Source organism: Nonomuraea solani (assembly GCF_900108335.1).
GTDB lineage: Bacteria > Actinomycetota > Actinomycetes > Streptosporangiales > Streptosporangiaceae > Nonomuraea > Nonomuraea solani.
In genome coordinates, this window is record NZ_FNVT01000002.1 from 710,175 (window position 1) to 732,268 (window position 22,094).

Consider the following 22,094-nt stretch of genomic DNA (forward strand, 5'->3'; position numbering starts at 1 on the left):
GGTTTCATTATGTCTATCCGTAAAGTCGTGATTCCTGGTGTTTTATTGGCTGGTGCGTTGTTCGTGCCGTCCTTGCCGGCGCATGCCTCAGGGGACGACGTCTACCTCGCCGCCGGGCTGCGCGGCGCCAATGAGGTCGGCGACGCGGGCGACGCCGACGGGCGGTCGACCGTCGTGCTCAAGATCAGCGGAAACGAGGTCTCGTACGCCGTCCGGTGGAACAAGATCGGCACCCCGATGGCCGGTCACGTGCACCAGGGCGCCAAGGGCGTCAACGGCGACGTCAAGCTGCCCTTCTTCACCACGGCCCTGCCCAAGTCCGTGCTCGGCGTCACCGGCACCGTCACCGCCGACAACGAGCTCGTCAAGGCGCTCGTCGACAATCCCGGCGGTTTCTACGCCAACCTGCACGACCGGGTGCATCCGAAGGGCGCGGTGCGGGGGCAGTTCCACCGGCTGAGCAGGCCCGTCGATCTCGGCGGGGTGCTGCACGGCAGCGACCAGGCCACGCTGTCGGCCGGGGCGGACGGCGCCCAGGAGGTCCCGGCCGGTGACCCTGACGGCCGGGCCACCTGGTGGCTGCGCCCCTCGGGGTCCTCGATCGCCTACACCGCCCGCTGGTCGGGGCTCGGCCGGGTGACCAACGGCCATGTGCACAAGGGCGCGCCGGGCCGGAACGGCGCGGTGGTCGCGGACCTGTTCGCCGAGACGAAGGGCCTGCCCGAGAACGTGACCGGCGTCGCGGGGGTGACGCCGGTCCCGGCCAAGGTCGTCAAGCGCATCGCCGCCGACCCGGGCGCGTACTATACGAACCTGCACACACCCGACTTCAAGCGCGGCGCGGTACGCGGCCGGCTCTCCGGCGACGCCTTCACCCATCCCCGCGCCCTCACCGCCGAGGTGCTGACCGGCGCGCAGATCTACTCCTGCACCCGGCTTCCCGCGGGCGGCTTCGGGTTCACCCAGTTCGGCGTGGCGGCCACGCTGCGGCGCGACATCGACCACTCGTTCGTGACGCCCGCCTCCGGCCCGCCGCAGTGGATCGCCCCCGACGACAGCGCGGTGCGCGGCGCGGTCGTCACCAGGACGCCGAACGACGGCCACCTCCCCGAGCTGCTCCTCGACGCCACCCAGTCGGGCGCGAACACCGGCCTGCTCGCGCACGCCACGCAGATCCTGCGCCTGAACACCACCGGCGGCGTCGCGCCCACCGGCACCTGCCAGCCGGGCACCGAGGCCAGGGTCCCGTACGGGGCCGACTACATCTTCCTGGGCTAGGCCGGCCCGGGGGGCGATTCGGTCCCGTCCCCCTGGCAGGCCATTCCCGGTCGAACCGGCCCAGTCCCCCGGGCCACGGTTCGGCCACCGCGACGGGGCACTCCGGCCCGCCCCGCTCGCGACCAGCGCCCCGCCGCACACGGAGCCCGTGCGGCGGGGCGCTGTCATGCGCGACACCACGGTCCATTTCGCGATCCGCAGCGGCTCGTCGGCCGTCTGTCCGGCGAAGGTGGGGTCGCAACGGCCGTACCGGACGGCCTCGCGGGCCGGGACGCGGATCGCGCCGCACCGCACCTACGCCGACGCGATCCGCGAAACCCGCGAACCGGATGTCCACGTGGTGCCGGTGGCGACCGTCAGCGGGGGCATCATGGAAACCACCGTCACGGCCAAGAAGGAGCCGTGACGGCGGCCCGCCACGTGCGGGTCAGAGGGCGTCTCCCTGGAGGCCCTCTGACCTGGACGGCGGGCGGCGTCGAGCCGGCCCGCCGTACAAGAAGATCTTAAAGACCAGGAGCCGGGAACTGCGCCGTGAGCTCGCTGACCTCGCGGTGCACGCGCGCGATGACGTCCTCCGCGTCGCCCTTGGCGACGGCCGTGACGACCTCGTCCATCCACGCGCCGATCTGCCGCATCTCCGCCTCGCCCATGCCGCGCGACGTCACCGACGGCGTGCCGATGCGGATGCCCGACGGGTCGAACGGCTTGCGCGGGTCGAACGGCACCGTGTTGTAGTTGGTCTCCAGACCGGCGCGGTCGAGCGCCTGCGCGGCCGACTTGCCCCCGATGCCCTTCGGCGTCAGGTCGAGCAGGATCAGGTGGTTGTCCGTGCCGCCCGAGACCAGGTCGAAGCCGCGCGAGGACAGCTCGTCGGCCAGCGCCTTGGCGTTGGCCACGACCTGGGCCGCGTAGTCGCGGAAGGCCGGCTGGGCGGCCTCGTGCAGCGCGACGGCGATGGCGGCCGTCGTGTGGTTGTGCGGACCACCCTGCAGCCCCGGGAACACGGCCTTGTTGAGCGCCGTGGCGTGCTCGTCGGCGCTGGCCATGAGCATGGCGCCGCGCGGGCCGCGCAGCGTCTTGTGCGTGGTCGTCGAGATCACGTCGGCGTGGCCCACCGGCGACGGGTGCGCGCCGCCCGCGACCAGGCCCGCGATGTGGGCGATGTCGGCCGCCAGCACGGCGCCGACCTCACGGGCGATCGAGGCGAAGCCCTCGAAGTCGATCGTGCGCGGGATCGCGGTGCCGCCGCAGAAGATCAGCTTCGGCCGGTGCTCCAGCGCCAGCTCGCGGACCTCGTCGAGGTCGATGCGGCCGGTGTCCTTGCGCACGCCGTAGCGGACCGCGTTGAACCACTTGCCGGTGGCCGAGACCGACCAGCCGTGCGTGAGGTGGCCGCCGAACGGCAGGCCCATGCCCATCACGGTGTCGCCGGGCTGCAGGAACGCCATGTAGATGGCGAGGTTGGCCGGCGAGCCGGAGTAGGGCTGCACGTTGGCGTGCTGGACGCCGAACAGGGACTTGGCGCGGTCGATGGCCACGGTCTCGATCTGGTCGATGACCTGCTGGCCCTCGTAGTAACGCTTGCCCGCGTAACCCTCGGAGTATTTGTTGGTGAGCACGGTGCCGGTGGCCTCAAGGACGGCCTTGGACACGTAGTTCTCGGACGCGATGAGCTTGACGGTGTCGGCCTGCCGCCGCTCCTCCGCCTGGATGAGCTCGGCGATCTGCGGGTCGACGCTAGCGAGAGAACTCATGATTCTCCTGTCAAATCTGCGAAGACCCAGGCGCACGGCCTCCGCTCCTTTCGCTCCCCGGTGGTCGATCCCACCCAATGCGCCAGTCGCGTCTCGCCCTAGACGATAGCGGATGTGACGAGGGGTCATCGCTTGGTGATCAGCGGGTACGCGTCGTCACGCGGCCGTGACCGCCACGTTCTTGAACGTCCCGAGCGGCCCGAGGTTGACCTCCAGCCACTCCGCGTCGTCAGGCACCCCGTCGAAGACGGCCCAGAGCTGCAACTGATCTCCCCCAGTCGATGACGCGCGGCCGGCTCGGGCCGCATCGGGCTAGCTGGCCCGGCCCACGCCCGGCCAGAGCCGGTCCACCTCGGCGTTGAGGATCGCCCCGATGAGCACGGCCAGCGCGGTGATGTAGAGCCAGAGCAGCAGCGCGATGGGCGCGGCCAGCGAGCCGTAGACCGAGACCGGGGAGAACCAGGCCGCCAGCACCGCCCGCAGCACCGCCGCGCAGACGATCCACAGGAACAGCGCCAGGATGGCCCCCGGCAGCTCGCGGTACCACTTCGTGCGTATGGGCACGCTGACGTGGTAGAGCACGGTGAGGAACAGCACCGAGCCGATGATCACGACCGGCCAGTAGAGGACGTCGACCATGACGCCGAACTCGGCGGGCAGCACGTCCTTGAGCAGCGTCGGGCCGATGACCAGGATCGGCATGACGATGATGCCGATGATCAGGCCGACGACGTAGAGGCCGAACGACATCAGCCGGGTACGGATGATGCCGCGCTCCTCCCCCAGCCCGTAGGCGACGGAGATGAGGTCGACGTACACGTAGAGGGCCCTGGAGCCGGACCAGAGCGACAGCAGGAAGCCCAGCGAGATGATCGACACCTTGCCCGCGTCGTCGCTGAGCACGTCGGTGATGAGCGGGTTGATCACCTTCTTGACCGCGTCGTCGGTGAACAGCAGGCCCGCCTGCTCGATCACCCAGGTCTTGACCTGAGCGACCACGCTGGGCCCCAGCCAGGGGGTGAGCTTGCCCAGCACACCCAGCAGGCCCAGCACGAACGGCGGCAGGGACAGCAGCGCGAAGAAGGCGGCCTCGCCGGCCAGGCCGGTCACCCGATAGGCGACGCCCGCGTTCGTGGCCGCCCGTACGATGGCCCACGACTTGGTGTCGAGCGCCCAGTCAAGCCTCTTCCTGGCGTGGGAGACCAGCCCTTTCTTGGGCCGGGACGGCGCATCGGTGGACGTCATGGCACCCAACGGTATTCGGAGTGACTCTTCGGGACAGCTTACGTCCCCGCTCCTGCCCTAGTCGTTGTCCACGATGCGCGCGCCCAGAGGAAGTAGCGAAACCGGGATCAGTTTGATGTTCGCGACGCCCAGCGGGATACCGATGATCGAGAGGAACAGCGGGATCGAGGTGACCACGTGCCCGACGGCCAGCCAGATGCCCGCGACCACGAACCAGATGATGTTGCCGAACAGGGAGAACACGCCGGCGTCTGGGTCGCGCTCCACGGTCCTGCCGAAGGGCCACAGCGCGTACGCGGCGATTCTGAACGAGGCGATACCGAACGGGATCGTGACAATGAGGATGCAGCAGATGATGCCGGCCAGCGCGTAGCCCATGGCCAGCCAGATGCCCGCGAACACCAGCCAGATGACGTTCAGGATTGTGCGCATGCTCACAGCATGTCACCGATCATGCCACCGAGGTCATCCGGAATGACCCTGGTCTCACCCTGACGCGGGCGCCCGTCCCTTCCCGGGGGCACCGGCGAACGCCTGGGCGATGCGCAGCCAGGCCCGCGCGGGCTCGCCCGTCGCCTCCAGGCCGGTGTCGGACAGGTGGACACGCTGGGTGACGACGAGGCAGAAGTCGAGGATCGTCCCGCGCACCACGCTGCCGGCGTCCGCGGGCCCGGCCGTCCAGGGGGTGCCGTCAGGGAGGGTCAGCTCCACGCGTACGGGCTCGTCCGGGGCGGGCAGGCCGTGGGCGGCGAAGCTGTACGGCCTGGCCCGCACCCCCAGCATGGCCACGTGCCGCAGCCGGTCCGTCGGCTCCCGGGTGACGCCGAGCGCGTCGGCCACGTCCTGGCCGTGGGCCCAGGTCTCCATCAGCCGGGCGGTGACGAAGGAGGCGGCCGACATGTCCGGCCCGAACCACGGCAGCCGGTCGCGGGCGCCGAGAGTGGCGAATGTCTCAATGCTGCGGGCGCGGGACGTACGGAACCAGTGGAACAGCTCCCCCGGCGGCATCCCGCGCGACTCCGCGGCGAGGTCGTCGACCGAGCGGAAGCCCGCCAGCGAGGCGGTGTAGGCGGCCCGATCCGTGGCGGCCAGCACGGCGGCGTCGTCGAACCAGGCCAGATGGCTCACCTGGTCGCGGATCGCCCACCCCTCGGCCGGCGTGGGCCGCTCCCAGTCGGCGTCCGGCAGGGGCTGGAGCAGCGCTTCGAGGGAGGCGGTCTCGGCGCGCAGGTCATCGAGCAACTCGGCCATGAGTTCCACGTGGGTCAGCCTAACCGGAACGACGTTCGGGGAGAATAATGCGAAAGGTGATCTGCGAGAGCTGCAAGGACAAACGGCACGAAGACTGCCGCGGCGGCTCCTGGTGCGACTGCCAGCACCAGGCGCAGGAGCGGCCGCACGAATCGGACCTGGACTGGCCCCGGCAAGGCTGAGCCGATCCCACACTCTGGACCCCGTCTTGGACATCCCGGACAGCCAGAGTAATCTCAAAGCATGCCAGCGGACCCCATGCTCGTCGGTCGACGCCACGTCGATCTTCAGCGTGTCCGCAGTGCCATCTGTTGCGACGCCCGCTAACCCACGTTTGTCGTTTTCCCGCTGAGCGCGTCGCAATCCTCGCCACCACCCCTGCACTCGACGATGAGGCAGGAGGGACATTGCGCGCGCCCATGATCCTAAGGACGCGCAATGAGCACCCCTGCCAGCCGAACCCCCGCCAGCCGGCACCACAAGCGCCCGCGCGGCGAAGGCCAGTGGGCCCTCGGTTACCAAGAGCCGCTCAACAAGAACGAAGAGAACAAGAAGAACGACGACGGCCTCAACGTTCGCCAGCGCATCATCGACATCTACTCCAAGCGGGGATTCGACTCCATCGACCCGGCCGACCTGCGCGGCCGCATGCGCTGGTACGGCCTCTACACCCAGCGCAAGCCCGGAATCGACGGCGGTAAGACGGCGATCCTGGAGCCGGAGGAGCTCGACGACCGCTACTTCATGCTCCGCGTGCGCATCGACGGCGGTCAGCTCGACCTGGCCCAGCTCCGCACGATCGCCGACATCTCCAACGAGTACGGCCGCGGCACCGCCGACATCACCGACCGCCAGAACATCCAGCTCCACTGGATCGAGATCGAGTCGGTGCCGGACATCTGGGAGCGTCTGGAGGCCGTGGGGCTGTCCACCACCGAGGCGTGCGGCGACACCCCTCGTGTGATCATGGGCTGCCCGCTGGCCGGGATCGACACCGACGAGGTGCTCGACGCGACCGACCAGATCGGCGAGGTCTACGACCGGGTCGTCGGCAACCCGGCGTACTCGAACCTGCCGCGCAAGTTCAAGACGGCGCTGAGCGGCTGCCCGGCGCACTGCACGGTGCACGAGATCAACGACGTGGCGTTCGTCGGCGTGGTCAACGAGCACGGCGAGGCCGGCTACGACGTGTGGGTCGGCGGTGGTCTTTCGACCAACCCGATGCTGGCCAAGCGGCTGGGCGTGTTCGTCAGCCCCGAGAAGGCGGCCGACGTGCACGAGGGCATCGTCGGGATCTTCCGCGACTACGGCTACCGGCGGCTGCGGCACCGGGCCCGCATCAAGTTCCTGGTCAACGACTGGGGACCGGAGAAGTTCAGGGAGATCCTGGAGACCGAATATCTCAAGGAGACCCTGCCCGACGGGCCCGCGCCCGAGCTGCCGCGCAGCAACCGGCGTGACCACGTGGGCGTCTACCCGCAGAAGGACGGCAACTTCTACGTCGGCTTCACCCCCAAGGTCGGCCGGGTCGACGGCGACAAGCTGCACCTGATCGCCGACATCGCCGAGCGGCACGGCTCCGGCCGGGTCCGCACCACGGTCGAGCAGAAGATGGTCGTCCTCGACATCGCCGCCGATCAAGTCGACTCCATCGTGGCCGAGCTGGAGGCCAACGACCTGCAGGTCAACCCCTCCACGTTCCGCCGCCAGACGATGGCCTGCACCGGCATCGAATACTGCAAGCTCGCCATCGTCGAGACCAAGGCCACCGCCATGGACCTGATCGACGAGCTGGAGCGGCGGCTGCCCGACTTCCGGGAGCCGCTGACCATCAACGTCAACGGCTGCCCCAACTCCTGCGCCCGCATCCAGGTCGCCGACATCGGCCTGAAGGGCCAGCTCGTCGTCGACGAGAACGGCGACCAGGTCGAGGGCTTCCAGATCCACCTGGGCGGCTCGCTCGGCGTCAACGCCGGGTTCGGCAGGAAGGTACGCGGGCTCAAGACCACCGCCAAGGCGCTGCCCGACTACGTGTCACGCGTCGTGTCCAACTACGACGGCCAGAAGAAGGAAGGCGAGACGTTCGCCGACTGGGTCCAGCGAGCAGACGAGGCCGACCTGAAATGACCACACGAGCGGTTCCCTTCCACTGCCCCTACTGCGGCGACGAGGACCTGGAGCCCTATGAGGGCGACGGCGGCTGGTACTGCCGCGCCTGCGCTCGTGCCTTCAAGCTGAAATTTCTTGGGATCGGAGTGAAGATATGACGCTCGTCGACATCGAGGTGGGTCTCAGACAACAGCGCGGCGCACTCGACCTGCAGGACATCGTCGAGTCCGCCGCCACGTTCCTTGAGGGCGCCCCCGCCAGGGAGATCATCCGCTGGGCGGCGGCGACGTTCGGCGACCGGCTGTGCCTGACCTCCTCGATGAGCGACGCCCTGCTCATCGACCTCGTGAGCAGGGTCAAACCCGGCGTGGACGTGTTGTTCATCGACACCGGCTACCACTTCGCCGAGACGGTCGGCACGCGGGACGCCGTTCAGCAGGTCTATGACGTCAACGTGATCGACATCAAGCCGTCGCGGACGGTCGAGGAGCAGGATCGCGACCTCGGTCCCCGCCTGTTCGGGCGCAACCCGGACCTGTGCTGCTACCTGCGCAAGGTGGAGCCGCTGAACCGGGCGCTGGAGCCGTACCTGGCGTGGGTCTCCGGCATCCGGCGCGACGAGTCGTCCAGCCGGACGAACACCAAGGTCGTGGAGTGGGACGCCAAGCGGCAGATGGTGAAGGTCAACCCGATCGCCGCCTGGACGCAGGAGGACGTCGACAACTACATCGCCGACAACGGGGTGCTGATCAACCCGTTGCACTATGACAACTACCCCTCGATCGGCTGCGCCCCGTGCACGCGCCAGGTCGCCGAGGGTGAGGATCCGCGCAGCGGACGCTGGGCGGGCCTGGGGAAGGTCGAATGCGGCATTCACCTGTGATCCCCAGCAGGGGTCCCGTCCCGTTGGCAGACGGGACGGCCCCCGGCCGCGTGCCACTGGTGGCGGTGGCGCACGGGTCCCGCGACCCGCGCGCCGCCGCCACCGTGGCCGCGCTGCTCGACGCGCTGACCGACCGCGTGCCCCTGGACGTCCGGGTGGCCTACCTGGACCACTGCGCCCCCACGCTCGGGCAGGCGCTGCGCGGCCTGGAGGAGGCCGTGGTGCTGCCGCTGCTGCTCACCGAGGCCTACCACAGCCGGGTGGACCTGCCGGCGGTCCTGAACGAGGCACGCGCCCGCGACCCGCGGCTGCGCGTCCACTACGGCCACACGCTGGGCCCGCACCCGCTGCTGCTGACCGCGCTGGAGCGGCGGCTGGCCGAGGCGGGCGTGCCCGCGGGCGACCCCGACACGGCGGTGGTGCTGGTGTCGGCGGGTTCGAGCGACGCCAGGGCCAACGGGGTGATCGCGAAGCTGGCGCGGCAGTGGCGGCGTTCCGGGTGGTGGACGGTGACGCCGGCGTACGCGTCCGCGGCCTCGCCCACCCCCGCCGAGGCGGTCGCGGCGCTCAGGCGGGCCGGCGCGCCGAGGGTGGTCGTGGCGCCGTACCTGCTGGCTCCCGGCTACTTCGCCGACAAGGTACGGCGCGGCACCCTGGAGGCGGGCGCCGAGGTCGTGGCGGACGTGCTGGGCCCGGCTCCCGAGCTGGCCGAGGTGCTGCTGGAACGTTACGAGGCGGCCCAGCGGCAGCCGGTGTCACTGGCGGGCTGAGCAGGACACATCGATCTTGCCGGTGCCGGGGTCGATCGGGACGACCCCGTACGGGCAGCCGGCGGTCGCCTCCTTCACCACGGACACCCGCCACCCGGCGGCGAACGGCACCGCCTGGGCCAGCAGCTCTTTGGCGCGCCGCTCGCTCATCGGCTCCGCGCCCGCGGACACGGGCAGGAGGGCCGCCGTCAGCTCGTTGGCGCCCTCGGTGCTGACGGCCGCGTCGCCGAACCGGTAGGGCGGCGCGAGCGCGGTCTGGTCGCATCTTCCCCCAGCGGTGAGCAGGCCGTTGACCCAGATCAGCGCGTAACCGCCGGCCGGGCAGCGGACCATGAAGCTCACCTTCCTGGCCGAGGACGTGAACCGCAGCGTCTCGGCCTTGCCACCGCGGTCGAAGTCGTGGTCGAACGGGATCGCCTTACCGGCGAGCCCGTCGAACGGGACGGCCTTGCCGGACGGCTGGGCGAGTGTGCCCGACCAGACGTCCCTGGGCGCGGTCTCGGCGCGCGGCAGGTTCGCCACCGCCACGACCGCCAGCGCCGCCAGGGCGATCGAACCCGCCGCCCGGCCGCGCCGCCCCCGGATGCGGCGTACCCGCCGGTCCACGTCCGCGACGGTCACGCCCCCACGGGGACCGTCCACGCTGTCGCTTTCGAGCAGCTCACGCAGCTCCTGCTCTTGTCCGGTCGTCATGAGGGGCTCCCCGTCTCTATGGCGGCCCTGGCCGCCGGATCGAGCCGCAGCTTGGCCAGCGCGCGGCTGGCCTGGCTGCGGACGGTGGCCACCGAACAGCCGACGATGCCGGCGATGGCCTCGTCCGGCAGGTCCTCGAAGTACCGCAGCACGATGACCGCCCGCTGTTTGGCCGGCAGGGCGGCCAGCGCGGCCCTGAGCGCGTCACGGGTGCCGAACTCGGCCGCCACGTCGCCGGGACAGGCGCTGTCGGGCAGTTCGCCCGTCGCCACCTCGCCCCGCCACCGGCGCCGCCACCAGGAGGCGTGGGTGTTGGTGAGGATGCGGTAGACGTACGGGTCGGGGTTCGCGCCGACGCGGCGCCAGGCCAGCCAGGCGCGGGCCAGCGCCGTCTGCAGCAGGTCCTCCGCCGTGGCCCAGTCACGGCACAGCAGGTACGCCGTGCGCAGCAGGCGGGCCGAACGCTGCTCGACGTAGCGCTCGAAGTCGGCTCGATCCCGCATGGGAGGTCCTCACTGTCCGATGGCGTTCACCGATCACTACGCGTTGGGAGGGCCGTCGTGTTGCATCTCTTCAGAGCCGAAATTTCGCTACATCGAGTGTAGTAATGTCGGCGGCATGGGGCTGCGGGAGGAGAAGAAGGAACGCACCAGGGTCGCGCTGGTCGAGGCGGCGGTGCGGTTGTTCGGGGAGCAGGGTTACGAGCGGACCACGGTGGCCGAGATCGCCGCCGCGGCAGGCATGTCGACGCGCACGTTCTTCCTGCACTTCCCCGCCAAGGAGGACGTGCTGCTGGGCAACGCCCGGGCGCGCGTCGAAAAGGGGCTGGCGGCCGTCGGGGCGCGGGAGCCGGGGCAGTCGGTCGGATCGGTTCTCGGGGCGGCGCTGGCGGCGATGGTGGCCGACGTGGCGGAGCACGACCTGCCGAGCGGCCTGGCCGCCGCCAGGGCCCGGCTGGCGGCCGAGGAGCCCTCTCTACGGGCCCGGCTCCTGCAGGGGCTGATCGCCGCCCACACCGACCTGGCCGACGCCCTGGTGCGCGCCTTTCCCGGCGAGCTGGACGAGGTCACGGCCGCCGCCGTCGTGGGCGCGGCCGTGGGCGCCGTCAGCGCCACCGCCGAGGCCGCCCTCCGCCAGGGCCTGCCCACCACCGAAATCCAGGCCGCCCTGCGGACGGCGCTCAACTTCGCCGCCACCCACCTCCAGGGCAGGTAGGAGCCGCCCGGCCCATCGAACGCCGCTGCGGGGAGGACGGCCGGCCTGTGTCCGCCTCCCCTCCGGCGAAAGGACCTCCACCGGAGTGCGACGGGTGACGCCGCCACATGTCCCCTGGCTGGTCGGAGGGGGATGGGTCAGTAGCCGCGGTGGTCGTCGCCGAGCCGGCGGCGGAGCTCGCGGCCGTCCGCCCGGAGCTGGCGGCTCATCTCGCGCCAGTCCTCCCCGTGCAGCCGCCGCCAGTGCTCGCGCCAGGCCGCGAACCCGCGCTGCAGCGGCTTGGCGTGCGAGTCGCCGATCACCTTGACGTCCCCCATCACCGCGTACGCCTTCACCCGCACCACGGGCACGTTCGTGCCGGGCGGCCCCTCCAGGACGTTCACCCGCTTGTCGCCCATGATCGCGACGCCTTCGAGGTCCACGTTCACCCCATCGGGCACGATGATCTTGACGTCGCCCATCACGGAGACGGCCAGGATGTCGACCGTGTTCGTGCGCACCTCGGCCTCGCGCAGGTCGAGCACCACGTCCCCCATCACCGCGACCGCACCCAGCTCCTGGTCGATCCGCCAGGTGCCGCGCCGCTTGGAGTCGCCCATGACGCCCACGAACCACCGTCGCTTCCTGCCCTCGCCGGCCGGCACGGGCAGGGGGGCGGGGGCGGTGCCCGCCGCGGGCAGGTCCTGGGTGAGCAGGGCCAGGTCGGCGTGGGTGGTCGCGGTGTAGGCGGCCTCAGTGCGGTCGGTCAGCTCGGCGAGCGTGAGCCGGCCCTCGACCGAGGCGACACGGAGCTGTTCGACGACGGCCTCGCGTTCGGCGTCCGACGCGCGGACCTCCCCGAAATCAGTCATACTCGCAACATATCGCGTCTTGCCCGGATTGAAGCTCCTCCTCTGGGAGGAAACCTCGCATCCCTCGAAACACGCACATTCTTCAGTACTTTTGAACCGGTCCATGGGCGGGGCGCGTACCACGCCATGACACGGGACCCTGGCTTGGCCCGGTGGCGCGGCCGGACCACGCTAGGGTCCCTGTCATGCATGAGGAACAGCTCTACCGCGCGGCGTTGAACGGCGAATCCGAGACCGTGGGCAAGCTGCTCGCCAGTGGCGCCGATCCGAACACCGCCAGTGAAGGCGAAGAGGAGGGGCTGGCGCTGTGCGCGGCCGCCGCCTGGGACCGTACCGAAGTGGCCGATGTGCTGCTCGCGGCCGGCGCCGATGTCAACGGCCGGGAGAGCGGCGGCTGGACGGCGCTGCTCTGGGCCGCCGCCAACGGCCACGCCGCCGTCGCCAAGGCGCTGATCGAGGCCGGCGCCGAGACCGACACGGCCAACGACGACGGCGACACCCCCCTTTCGCTGGCCGCCAGGCGTGGCGCGCTCGGCGTCGTGCAGGTGCTGCTTGAGGCGGGGGCCGATGCCGGGAAGTACGACGGCGACGGCGACACGCCGCTGGACATCGCCGTCGACTGGGTGGGCGTGCACCTGGAGACCGCGCTGCTCGACCGGATCCAGCAGGACGGCTGGGAATACGTCGTGGGCCGTCAATACGCCAAGGACGGCACCGAGCTCGTCACGGTGGCCGGTCGCTCCGCCGACGGTGAGGAGAGCGAGGAGGTGCAGGCCCAGCGCGGCCACGCGGCCATCGCGACCCTGCTGGAGGAGGTGACGGGCGCGTACACGCCGGTGGAGCAGCTCGTGGCGCGGGCCCTCGCGCACCGCGACATCGACGAGGACGCCGAGACCTGGTGGATCGTGGCCGACACGCTGGGCAAGCGGGCCGACGAGGAGACCTACGAGGCGCTGGCCCGGCTGTGCGTGAGCGAGGACGCCAGGGAGCGGGAGTTCGGCGTGGACGCGATCGCCCAGTTCGGGTTCGCGGACGGTGAGAAGCCCTTCCTCGACAGGACGCTGGGCCTGCTGCAGAAGATGGTCACCACGGAGGGCAACCCGCAGGTGCTGCGCTCGGTCCTGGCGGCGCTCGGGCATCAGGGCGATCCGCGGGCGCTGCCGTACGTGCTGGACGTCCTGGGACGTCCCGGGCACAAGCGCACGATGACGGACCCGATCGCGCTGGCCGACGTGCTGCCGCCGGATCACGAGGAGGGGCTGGCACTGCTCATCGCGATGACCGAGGACGAGGACTCGGAGGTCCGCGACTGGGCCACCTCCGGGCTCGCCGGGCTGGCCGACGACACGCCGCTGATCAGGGAGGCCCTGGCGGCCCGGCTGACCGACTCCGACCTGCGCACGGTGGCCGAGGCCACGCGCGGGCTGTCGGCCCGCGGCGACGAGCGCGCCACGGTGGGCGTGCGGCGGGTGCTGGCGGAGAGCGACGACGAGTACGCCCGCGACCTCGTCACCAACCCGGCCGCCGAATAAGACCGTCCGGGCGCCGAAGGCGCCGACACGCCGGGGCCGGACGCCCGGTCTCAGTCGCCGTTGAGCACGCGGGACACCCATTCCAGGGTCCCCGTGCTCAGCGCCTCCTCGGCCAGGCGCTTGCCCGTCTCCGTCGTGATCGCCGCGAGCGAGCTGTCGATCCAGCCCTGGACGTTCTGGTGGCCCTGCTCGCGGTATTCGACCGCCTGGATGAGGCACTCCAGCTTGTCGGCGTCGCGCGCGCAGACGGCCTCCAGACTGGATTTCGCCTCGTATTCGCCCACCGCGCCGCTCACCATGTCGGCCACCGCGTCGGGCACGCCGCGCACCTGGTCGGCGGTGACGTCCTCGTTGGAGGCGGCCTTGAGGTAGCGCTTGCCGATGTAGGGGATGTCGGTGATGCGGGTCTCTTGCGTGTCGTGGAACAGGCTCATGAACGCCGCCCGCTCCGGGTCGCCGCCTTCGAGCCTGGCGATCATGCCGGCGATGACGGCCGCGCGGAACGAGTGCTCGGCGATGCTCTCGGGATCGCGTACGCCCGCGACCAGCCACCCGGTCCGCTTGTAGCGCTTGAGCAAGCCGAACTCGTACAGCAGCCCCGCCAGACCTGTCACGTCACCCGCCACGAGGACCCCCTCTCGTCATGCGCAGAGCCTAAACGACGGTCCCGGCCCGCGCGGTCAGTCGAGACGGGTGCGCAGCAGGCAGAACTCGTTGCCCTCCGAGTCGGCGAGCACGTGCCAGCTCTCCATGCCGCTCTGGCCGACGTCGGCTGTCGTGGCGCCCGCGGCGAGCAGGCGCTGGAGCTCGGCGTCCTGGTCGCGGTCGGTGGCGTTGACGTCGATGTGCAGGCGCAGCTTGCCGGTCTTGGGCTCGTCGCTCGGGCTGAGCACGAGGGTCGGCTGGAGGCCACCGAAGCCCTCCTGGGGACCGATCTCGACGCTGCCGTCGCCCTCCCGGCCGAGTACGACGTAACCGAGGACCTCGCACCAGAAGCGGGCGAGCGCCTCGGGGTCGCGGCAGTCGAGCACCAACTCGCTCATGCGGCATGCCATGCGATCTTCCCTACCCCGGGCGCCGCTCCCCGACTCCTTGAACCAGGGGGATGGCGAATGCCGTGGCCGCCGGGCCACGGCATTCGTCATCGACCGTTTCGAGGAAGCGTTGCCCGGCCTCCCCGGGCGGCGCGTCAGTCTCCGTAGCCGCCGAAGGGCGACCACTCGTCGAACGGCGACCAGTCGCCGCCCTCGTGGTCGTGCGTGTCGGGCTTCTCCGGCTCCTTGACCGGCTCCTCCTTGACCGGCTCCTCCTTCACCGGCGGCTTCACCGGCTCCTTGTGGCCCTGGAACGGGTCCCACTTCGCGTTGTCGTGCTTGTGGCCGCCGCCCCATCCGCGGTGGTGGCCCCAGCCGTGGTGCCCCTTGTGGCCGCCCCACCAGCGGTTGCCCCAGCCGTGGCCGCAGCGGCGGCGCCAGCCGCAGCCGAGCACCGGCTTCTCGTCGGTGGCGACCCCGACGCCGGTCGGAACGACGGCTGCGCCTGCGCTCGCGCCGGCGGTCCCCTGGCCCAGCGGAAGGAGCATGGCACCGGCGGCCGCACCGGCCAGAACGAGTGTCACGATACGACTACGCGTTTGCGGATTTTTGGTATTCACGTGCATCTTTCCGTTCATGGGTGAATCGACCCGGAATCCGGCGCCCATTTCTCCAAGCACTCGGACAATGGCAGACGTACCCACGGACAGAATCGTATTTACCTCCACGAATCCAAACAGCCCGTCAAATCCTTTTGCGCTTGGACGCGGCGCGGCGGGCGGAGCACGCAGGACAGAGACCCACAGAAGGTGGCGATAACACGAAAAAGTGTGACGACAATTCGCCCTATTTGCGGATTAAGGACCGGAAAGGGCAGGGGCGGTGTTCAGGACGTCCCTGGCCAAGGAGAGGTCGCCATTCAGCTCGGCGGGAAAGTCCGCCGGCGCCCCTCTGCCGCCCAGCAGGAAGCAGAACCCCACCACGTCCGCGGTGATGTGCGCGTCCGGCTCGCCGGGCTCGGTGTCCGCCACGCCCAGCGGCAGCAGCCACTCGCCCCCGCCGTCGCCGGTCAGGGTGAGGTGCAGCGTGCGACCGGCGGCGTCCAGGCCGGAGAAGAGCATCGTCCAGGGCAGCAGGCGGGCGCACAGGTCGGCCGTGGGGCGGATGTGCTCGGCGATCGGGTCGGGCAGGCGGATCTCGGCCATCTTGGCGGCGTCGGTCGTGTGCACCCAGGTCTCCAGGCCTCTGGCCAGGATGTGGTCGCGTACCACGACCTCCATGCCGTCCAGCGTGGCCAGGGTCGTGGGCGGCAGGCCGGCCACGTGACGGCACAGGGCGTCCGCCTGCGCGCGCCAGTCCCTTCGCGTCTGCTCGGGGCTGCGCTCCCGCTCATAAGCCTGTACGTCGCCCGTACGGCTCACCGAGTCGAGCGCGCCGATGGGCGGGCCGAGCACCGGGGCGCCGACGGAGGCGGCCAGCAGGCCGTCCTTGGCCGCCAGGTGGGCGACCAGCTCCTGGAGCGTCCAGCCCTCGACGATGACGCGCGACCAGTCGTCGTCCACGGCCGAGGCCAGCAGCGCGTCCATGGCGGCCACGCGGCCCGCGTACGGCTCCGCCCAGACGGCGGTGGGAGCCGCGGGTCTGCGCCGTGCCCTGGCCCCGGCCAGTAGCTGGGGTCGCAACGAGTGGGCCGGCACCGCCGGGTCCTCCATCATCGCGTCCATGTAGAGACGCTCGACGGGGTCCATTACACCTCTTCCTCCGCAAGCGCGTCCGCCAGGCGTCTCAGCGCCAGCCGGATCCGCGATTTGGCCGTGCCCTCGGGCACGCCCAGTTCCTCACCAACCTGCCGATAGGTTCTGCCGCCGAAGTAGGCCAGCTCCACCGCTTCCCGTAAACCGTCGGGTAACGACGTCACCGCCTGACGTACTCGCTGGGCCTCGTCGGCGGCGAGCACGGTGTCCTCCAGTCTTACCGGTTCACGCTCGAACAGTCTGGGCCCCAGCGCCGACACGCGCCGCCGTTCCTCGGCGCGCACGTGATCGACCGCACGGCGGTGCGCGATCGTGGCCAGCCAGGCGCGCAGCGTGCCGCGCTCCGGGTCGTAGGCCAGCGGACGCTCCCAGAAGACCAGGAACACCTCCTGAGTGATGTCCTCGGCGATCACCCGGTCCCTGGTGACCCGCAGCGAAAGGCCGAAGATCAGCGAGGAGAGCCGATCGTAGACCTCCCCCAGCGCGGACTCATCGCCGCCGACCACTCGCTGATGTAGCAGGCGGTCGTCGTACGGTGCCTCCACTGGCACCACACTCCCGTTTAATCCGGACCAAGGCGGCGGGTGCGCCGCGACCCGAGCATGTCACTATTCGCCGGAAATGTAGAGCCGGATGACCGTCGGCCAAGACTTTGTCGGCCGCGATATGGTCGGTACTCCACCACGGAGGGAGAGCACGACATGGCCACAACTCGCAGCGCCACCACCCAGTGGAAGGGTGCCCTGCTCGACGGTTCCGGCACCGTCTCGCTCGACACGTCGGGCGTCGGCACATTCGAGGTCTCCTGGCCTTCCAGGGCCGAGGCCGCCAATGGCAAGACCTCCCCTGAGGAGCTCATCGCCGCCGCCCACTCGTCCTGCTTCTCGATGGCGCTCTCGCACGGCCTGGCCGGTGCGGGCACGCCGCCGGAGTCGCTCCAGACGAGCGCCGATGTCACGTTCCAGCCCGGCACGGGCATCACGGGCATCGTGCTCAAGGTGAAGGGGCACGTTCCCAACATCACGGCCGAGCAGTTCCAGGAGGCCGCCGAGACGGCCAAGGCCAACTGCCCGGTCAGCAAGGCCCTCACGGGCACGACGATCACGCTCGAGGCCGAGCTGCTCTAGCCGCACTCGGCCGGGGCCGGTGGCCCCGGTGTGGTGCGGGCCGGTTCCCTCCGAATACCGGACGGGTAACGTCCGGACCTGCCATCATGAGCGCCATGAGCTTCGATCTCGCGGTCCTGGCGATGGGCGGCTCGGCCGACCATCGCCAGGCCTGTGCCCGGTACGAACGCTGCCGTTCTGCCGCTCACGACGAGGCCGACCTCGATCCCGGCATCCTCGCCTTCTGCCACGAGCTGCGCGAGTGGTTCCCCGACTCCTCCCCGCTCGCCGACGACACCCCCTGGGCGATCGCGCCGCTGCGGGTGGGCGCCGACCACGTGATCATGCGGCTGCGCTACGGCACGGCCGGCGACCTGGCCGTGGAGCGGATCGGCGACCTGGCCTGGCATCACGGGCTGGTGCTGTTCGACCCCCAGTTCGGCGAGGCGTTCTTCCCGGCGCCCGACGGCTGGGAGGGCCCCATGGACTGCGGCGGCGCCACCGTCTGCGCGCGCCCGGCATGACCGCGAGCGTGGCAAAGATGAAGCGATCGGGCCTTCCAGCGACCAAGAGCGTCTAGGCGTGCGACAATTGGGTCACATGCGCGAGGTCTGGCCGGGCGAGCCCTATCCACTCGGCGGCACCTGGGATGGCGTTGGCACCAGCTTTTCGGTGTTCTCCGAGGTCGCCGAGCGAATTGAGCTGTGCCTTTTTCAGGATGACGGTTCCGAGGAACGAGTTGATCTGCCCGAAGTCGACGGGTTCGTCTGGCATGGCTATCTGCCGGGGATCCAGCCGGGGCAGCGTTACGGCTATCGGGTGCACGGGCCCTACGAGCCCTCGCAGGGGCACCGGAGCAATCCGGCCAAGCTGCTGCTCGACCCCTACGCCAAGGCCATCGACGGCGATCTGACCTGGAACCAGGCGCTGTTCCCCTACTACTTCACCGATCCGTCCCGGCGCAACACCGAGGACAGCGCGCCCTACATGCCGAAGAACGTGGTGGTCAATCCGTTCTTCGAGTGGGGCAACGACCGGTCGCCGCGGGTTCCGTACCACCAGACCGTGATCTACGAGGCCCACGTGCGCGGGCTCACGATGCGCCACCCCGACGTGCCGCCCGACCTGCGGGGCAGCTACGCGGCCGTGGGGCATCCGGCGATCATCGATCACCTGCTGTCGCTCGGGGTGACGGCGGTCGAGCTGATGCCGGTGCACCACTACGTCCCCGAGCACTTCCTGGTGGCGCGCGGGCTGACGAACTACTGGGGCTACAACACCATGGCCTACCTGGCCCCGCACGGGCGCTATTCCAGCTCGGGCACCCGGGGTGAGCAGGTGCTGGAGTTCAAGGCGATGGTGCGGGCGCTGCACGAGGCGGGCATCGAAGTCATTCTCGACGTGGTCTACAACCACACGGCCGAGGGCGACCACATGGGGCCCACGCTGGGGTTCAGGGGGATCGACAACGCCGCCTACTACCGGCTGCACGACGGCGACCGGCGCTACTACCTCGACTACACCGGGTGCGGCAACTCGCTCAACGTACGCTCCCCGCACGCGCTGCAGCTCATCATGGACTCCCTGCGCTACTGGGTGCTGGAGATGCACGTCGACGGGTTCCGGTTCGACCTGGCCTCGGCGCTGGCCAGGGAGCTGCACGACGTCGACCGGCTGAGCGCGTTCTTCGACCTGATCCAGCAGGATCCGGTGATCTCGCAGGTCAAGTTGATCGCCGAGCCGTGGGACGTCGGTCCGGGCGGCTACCAGGTGGGCAACTTCCCGCCGCTGTGGACGGAGTGGAACGGCAAATATCGCGACATCGTGCGAGATTTCTGGCGGGGCACCCACTCCGCGCTGCCCGAGTTCGCCTCCCGCCTGACGGGCTCCGCCGACCTGTACGAATCCTCCGGCCGCCGCCCCGTCGCCTCGATCAACTTCGTCACCTGCCACGACGGCTTCACGCTGTCCGACCTGGTCTCCTACGACCACAAGCACAACGAGGCCAACGGCGAGGACAACCGCGACGGCACCAACGACAACCGCTCCTGGAACTGCGGCGCCGAGGGCCCGGTCGAAGACCCCGCCATCGTCACGCTGCGCCACCGCCAGCGCCGCAACTTCCTGGCCACCCTGTTCCTGTCGCAGGGCGTGCCGATGTTGTCCCACGGCGACGAGCTCGGCCGCACGCAGCGCGGCAACAACAACGCCTACTGCCAGGACAACGAGCTGGCCTGGGTCGACTGGTCGATGCTCAACACCGAGCACGAGCTGCTGGAGTTCGTGAAGTCGCTGGCGAAGCTGCGCCGCGAGCACCCGGTCTTCCAGCGCCGCCGCTTCTTCCACGGCCGCCACCCCGACGACGGCCGGCGCGACCTGGTCTGGCTCACCCCGGGCGGCCGGGAGATGACGGCCGGCGACTGGCACATCGGCTACGCCAAGTCGCTGGCGGTCTACCTCAACGGCGACGCGATCACCGAGCCGGGGCCGCGCGGCGAGCAGATCGTGGACGACTCGTTCCTGCTGCTGATCAACGCCCACCACGAGAACATGCCGTTCACGCTGCCGGGCGAGGAGTTCGGCACGGGGTGGCAGCCGGTGCTCGACACCGCCCATGACGCGGTCGAGGACGCGTACGCGAACGAGGGGTGGCGGGCGGGCGACCTGGTCGCCGTCACCGCCCGCTCGCTGCAGGTCCTGTGCAAGCCGAGGAAATCCAGGCAGCCCTGATCAGAAGACGCGGGCCGCGCTCGCGGTGAGGAACACCAGCGTGAACGTCGTCACCCCGGCGAGCCCGTGCAGGGTCACCGCGAGCACCGGGAAGCCGCGCCCGCCGGTCGCGTGCCGGCCGGTGCCGAGCCATCGGGTGAACATCGCGAACCCCAGCAGCGCCGCCACTGCCAGCCCGCCGAACGCCGCCCAGGCCAGCGCCCTGCTCCCGGTGACCAGCGCGGCCGCCCAGCACACCAGCGCCGAGACCGCCAGCGCCGGGTGGGAGACGACCAGGGCCAGCGGGAACCGGGTGACCTTGGCCCGGCGCAGGCCGCCGGTCGAGAGCCAGAAGTAGAGCAGGTACACACCGGCGAGCGCGGCGATCGTCCACGTCATAGCGGTGACCACGCCCACGGTTCCTCCCGGTGTGTGCCATCCCTCTTGTCACGTTATGCAGAGAGGGCCCGGTAAGTCCTTGGATATGGAAAACCGGTCACACCCCGGGTCACACCATGGCCAGATAAGCAGCGAGTTCGGTGGCCGAGGAGGTGGCGATCCCGACGTACCCGTCCGGGCGGACGAGGGTGTGGCGCTCGCCGCCGTACGGCTCGGCCGGCCGGTACGCGCGCACCTCGGGCCCGCCCGCGACGTGCGGGGCCGGGTCGGGCGACAGCAGTGTGAAGTGCGGCCCCCGCAGCAGGTCGAACACACGTGCCCGCGTCCCGTCGGCCAGCCGGAGCCGGCCGTCGGGCACCCGCTCGCCGCCGTCAAGGGCCAGCGAGCCGCCACGGTAGCTCAGTGAGAGCTGGTAGGTCCGCTCGTCGCGCTTGTAGGTCTTCTTGTCGAGCAGGTCCGAGCTGAGGCCGAGCACCCGGGCGGCGACGGGCCTGCGCTCCTCCTCGTACGTGTCCAGCAGCCCCTCAGGCCCGCCCGCGAGCACCCGGGCGAGCTTCCAGCCCAGGTTGTAGGCGTCCTGGACCCCGGTGTTGAGCCCCTGCCCGCCCGTCGGCGGATGCACGTGCACGGCGTCCCCCGCCAGGAAGACCCGGCCCGAGCGGTAACGGTCGGCGAGCCGGATGTTCACCCGGTAGAGAGAGGACCACAGCAGCTCGGTCAGGCGTACCCCGTGCCCCGGCGACCGCTCCGCGACGATCCGCCGATACCAGTCCAGCGTCCGTTCCGGCGTGACGCCGGGCTTCAGCGGGGCCATGAGCTGGAAGGTGTCGGTCCCGGCCATCGGGTACAGCGCCACCATCCCCCGCCCCGGCCGCACCCAGACGTGGATGTGGTCCCGGCCGATCCCCTCCGCCCGCACGTCGGCCAGGGCCATCCGCTCCTCCTCGCGCGTCTCGCCGGCGAAGCCGATGCCGAGGGCCTTGCGCACGGGGCTGCGTCCGCCGTCCGCCGCGACCAGGTAGCGCGCCCGCAGCACCTCCCCCGTGCCCAGGGTGGCGGTGACCTGGCGCTCGTCCTGCTCGAAGCCGGTCAGCGCGGTGCCGTGCTCCACCTTCCCGCCCAGCTCGGCCAGCCGCTCGCGCAGCGCCGCCTCGGTGCGCCACTGCGGGTGCATCATGACCGTCGGGTACGGCACCTCTTCGGTGGCGGTGGCGGGCTTGTGCATGCGGGCCTGCCACACGGGCACCCGGCCGATCCTGACGCGCAGCGGCGGGTAGGGCGTCGATCCGGCCAGGACCTTGCCGATCATCCCGAGGTCGTCGAAGACCTCCTGCGTCCGGGGCTGCAGCCCCTTGCCCTTGGAGCCGCCGGCGGGTTCGGGGGCCTGGTCCACGACGCGGCAGGCGACGCCCCTGCGGGCCAGGTCCACGGCGAGGGTGAGCCCGGTGGGGCCGGCGCCGGCGATGAGTACGTCCGTCTCGTTCATGGCCCCGACGGTGCCGGGCCGCTCT

Annotated in this window: 25 protein-coding genes and 1 riboswitch; of the genes, 11 read left to right on the forward strand and 14 right to left on the reverse strand. The window is 70.6% G+C overall.

Going from position 1 to position 22,094, the window contains the following annotated elements; all coding sequences use genetic code 11:
• Nucleotides 1–63: 63 nt before the first annotated feature.
• The gene (locus tag C4V41_RS08925; protein ID WP_160150225.1) at nt 64–1,278 is read left to right on the forward strand and encodes a CHRD domain-containing protein; all 1,215 of its coding nucleotides are present in this window, start codon (nt 64–66) and stop codon (nt 1,276–1,278) included.
• 166 nt (nt 1,279–1,444) lie between these two features.
• A complete protein-coding gene (locus C4V41_RS08930; RefSeq protein ID WP_103955270.1) occupies nt 1,445–1,684 on the forward strand; it encodes a hypothetical protein in 240 nt (79 codons plus the stop codon).
• A 97-nt stretch (nt 1,685–1,781) separates the two neighbouring features.
• Here the strand turns inward: C4V41_RS08930 and glyA are convergent, their stop codons facing one another.
• The 4 genes from glyA to C4V41_RS08950 form a co-directional block, all read right to left on the reverse strand.
• Nucleotides 1,782–3,032 (reverse strand): serine hydroxymethyltransferase, encoded by a 1,251-nt coding sequence (gene glyA / locus C4V41_RS08935; RefSeq protein WP_103955271.1) that lies wholly within the window; start codon nt 3,030–3,032, stop codon nt 1,782–1,784.
• Nucleotides 3,033–3,049: 17 nt separating this feature from the next.
• A riboswitch (ZMP/ZTP riboswitch) is annotated at nt 3,050–3,132 on the reverse strand.
• 212 nt (nt 3,133–3,344) lie between these two features.
• The gene (locus C4V41_RS08940; protein WP_103955272.1) at nt 3,345–4,277 is read right to left on the reverse strand and encodes a YihY/virulence factor BrkB family protein; all 933 of its coding nucleotides are present in this window, start codon (nt 4,275–4,277) and stop codon (nt 3,345–3,347) included.
• 57 nt (nt 4,278–4,334) lie between these two features.
• On the reverse strand, nt 4,335–4,709 hold the full coding sequence (locus tag C4V41_RS08945) for a YccF domain-containing protein (protein ID WP_103955273.1): 375 nt from the start codon (nt 4,707–4,709) through the stop codon (nt 4,335–4,337).
• Nucleotides 4,710–4,763: 54 nt separating this feature from the next.
• Nucleotides 4,764–5,528, reverse strand: a complete 765-nt coding sequence (locus tag C4V41_RS08950) for a TIGR03084 family metal-binding protein (protein WP_103955274.1) — start codon at nt 5,526–5,528, stop codon at nt 4,764–4,766.
• Between the two features lie 243 nt (nt 5,529–5,771).
• Here C4V41_RS08950 and C4V41_RS66050 point away from each other — a divergent pair, with 243 nt between their 5' ends.
• The 4 genes from C4V41_RS66050 to C4V41_RS08970 all read left to right on the forward strand — a co-directional run bounded on the left by C4V41_RS66050 (nt 5,772) and on the right by C4V41_RS08970 (nt 9,290).
• Entirely contained in the window at nt 5,772–5,855 is an 84-nt protein-coding gene (locus tag C4V41_RS66050) for a putative leader peptide (RefSeq protein WP_311132608.1), read from the forward strand.
• A 111-nt stretch (nt 5,856–5,966) separates the two neighbouring features.
• Entirely contained in the window at nt 5,967–7,655 is a 1,689-nt protein-coding gene (locus tag C4V41_RS08955) for a nitrite/sulfite reductase (RefSeq protein WP_103955275.1), read from the forward strand.
• Between the two features lie 136 nt (nt 7,656–7,791).
• Nucleotides 7,792–8,520, forward strand: coding sequence for a phosphoadenylyl-sulfate reductase (locus C4V41_RS08965; RefSeq protein WP_103955277.1), 729 nt, complete (start codon nt 7,792–7,794; stop codon nt 8,518–8,520).
• 23 nt (nt 8,521–8,543) lie between these two features.
• Entirely contained in the window at nt 8,544–9,290 is a 747-nt protein-coding gene (locus C4V41_RS08970) for a sirohydrochlorin chelatase (RefSeq protein WP_235029993.1), read from the forward strand.
• Here the strand turns inward: C4V41_RS08970 and C4V41_RS08975 are convergent.
• Both C4V41_RS08975 and C4V41_RS08980 read right to left on the reverse strand, forming a co-directional pair.
• Nucleotides 9,276–9,983, reverse strand: coding sequence for a hypothetical protein (locus tag C4V41_RS08975; RefSeq protein WP_103955279.1), 708 nt, complete (start codon nt 9,981–9,983; stop codon nt 9,276–9,278). The genes C4V41_RS08970 and C4V41_RS08975 overlap by 15 nt on opposite strands.
• Complete coding sequence (locus C4V41_RS08980; RefSeq protein ID WP_103955280.1) at nt 9,980–10,486, reverse strand: SigE family RNA polymerase sigma factor; 507 nt, start codon at nt 10,484–10,486, stop codon at nt 9,980–9,982. The genes C4V41_RS08975 and C4V41_RS08980 overlap by 4 nt, the downstream gene beginning before the upstream one ends.
• Nucleotides 10,487–10,601: 115 nt before the next feature.
• On the opposite strand from C4V41_RS08980, the gene C4V41_RS08985 reads away from it, so the two are divergent.
• Nucleotides 10,602–11,198, forward strand: coding sequence for a TetR/AcrR family transcriptional regulator (locus C4V41_RS08985; protein WP_103955281.1), 597 nt, complete (start codon nt 10,602–10,604; stop codon nt 11,196–11,198).
• Between the two features lie 137 nt (nt 11,199–11,335).
• Here C4V41_RS08985 and C4V41_RS08990 read toward each other — a convergent pair whose 3' ends face one another.
• The gene (locus C4V41_RS08990; protein ID WP_103955282.1) at nt 11,336–12,049 is read right to left on the reverse strand and encodes a DUF1707 SHOCT-like domain-containing protein; all 714 of its coding nucleotides are present in this window, start codon (nt 12,047–12,049) and stop codon (nt 11,336–11,338) included.
• Between the two features lie 185 nt (nt 12,050–12,234).
• Here C4V41_RS08990 and C4V41_RS08995 point away from each other — a divergent pair, with 185 nt between their 5' ends.
• The gene (locus C4V41_RS08995) at nt 12,235–13,581 is read left to right on the forward strand and encodes an ankyrin repeat domain-containing protein (protein ID WP_235029994.1); all 1,347 of its coding nucleotides are present in this window, start codon (nt 12,235–12,237) and stop codon (nt 13,579–13,581) included.
• 50 nt (nt 13,582–13,631) lie between these two features.
• Here the strand turns inward: C4V41_RS08995 and C4V41_RS09000 are convergent, their stop codons facing one another.
• The 5 genes from C4V41_RS09000 to C4V41_RS09020 all read right to left on the reverse strand — a co-directional run bounded on the left by C4V41_RS09000 (nt 13,632) and on the right by C4V41_RS09020 (nt 16,920).
• Nucleotides 13,632–14,207, reverse strand: a complete 576-nt coding sequence (locus C4V41_RS09000; RefSeq protein ID WP_103955283.1) for an HD domain-containing protein — start codon at nt 14,205–14,207, stop codon at nt 13,632–13,634.
• Between the two features lie 54 nt (nt 14,208–14,261).
• The gene (locus C4V41_RS09005) at nt 14,262–14,636 is read right to left on the reverse strand and encodes a VOC family protein (protein WP_103955284.1); all 375 of its coding nucleotides are present in this window, start codon (nt 14,634–14,636) and stop codon (nt 14,262–14,264) included.
• 134 nt (nt 14,637–14,770) lie between these two features.
• Nucleotides 14,771–15,199 (reverse strand): hypothetical protein, encoded by a 429-nt coding sequence (locus C4V41_RS09010; RefSeq protein ID WP_103955285.1) that lies wholly within the window; start codon nt 15,197–15,199, stop codon nt 14,771–14,773.
• A gap of 273 nt (nt 15,200–15,472) precedes the next feature.
• Entirely contained in the window at nt 15,473–16,363 is an 891-nt protein-coding gene (locus C4V41_RS09015) for a maleylpyruvate isomerase N-terminal domain-containing protein (RefSeq protein ID WP_103955286.1), read from the reverse strand.
• Entirely contained in the window at nt 16,363–16,920 is a 558-nt protein-coding gene (locus C4V41_RS09020; RefSeq protein WP_200823847.1) for a sigma-70 family RNA polymerase sigma factor, read from the reverse strand. The genes C4V41_RS09015 and C4V41_RS09020 overlap by 1 nt, the downstream gene beginning before the upstream one ends.
• Nucleotides 16,921–17,070: 150 nt before the next feature.
• On the opposite strand from C4V41_RS09020, the gene C4V41_RS09025 reads away from it, so the two are divergent.
• The 3 genes from C4V41_RS09025 to glgX all read left to right on the forward strand — a co-directional run bounded on the left by C4V41_RS09025 (nt 17,071) and on the right by glgX (nt 20,205).
• Complete coding sequence (locus C4V41_RS09025) at nt 17,071–17,496, forward strand: OsmC family peroxiredoxin (RefSeq protein ID WP_103955288.1); 426 nt, start codon at nt 17,071–17,073, stop codon at nt 17,494–17,496.
• A 95-nt stretch (nt 17,497–17,591) separates the two neighbouring features.
• Nucleotides 17,592–17,999 (forward strand): hypothetical protein, encoded by a 408-nt coding sequence (locus C4V41_RS09030; protein ID WP_103955289.1) that lies wholly within the window; start codon nt 17,592–17,594, stop codon nt 17,997–17,999.
• Between the two features lie 76 nt (nt 18,000–18,075).
• Nucleotides 18,076–20,205 carry a glycogen debranching protein GlgX gene (gene glgX, locus C4V41_RS09035; RefSeq protein ID WP_103955290.1) on the forward strand — a complete coding sequence of 710 codons (2,130 nt, stop codon included), beginning with the start codon at nt 18,076–18,078 and terminating at the stop codon, nt 20,203–20,205.
• Here glgX and C4V41_RS09040 read toward each other — a convergent pair whose 3' ends face one another.
• Together C4V41_RS09040 and C4V41_RS09045 are read right to left on the reverse strand one after the other, a co-directional pair.
• Complete coding sequence (locus C4V41_RS09040; protein ID WP_103955291.1) at nt 20,206–20,601, reverse strand: hypothetical protein; 396 nt, start codon at nt 20,599–20,601, stop codon at nt 20,206–20,208.
• A 91-nt stretch (nt 20,602–20,692) separates the two neighbouring features.
• Complete coding sequence (locus C4V41_RS09045) at nt 20,693–22,069, reverse strand: FAD-dependent monooxygenase (protein WP_103955292.1); 1,377 nt, start codon at nt 22,067–22,069, stop codon at nt 20,693–20,695.
• Nucleotides 22,070–22,094: the final 25 nt, after the last annotated feature.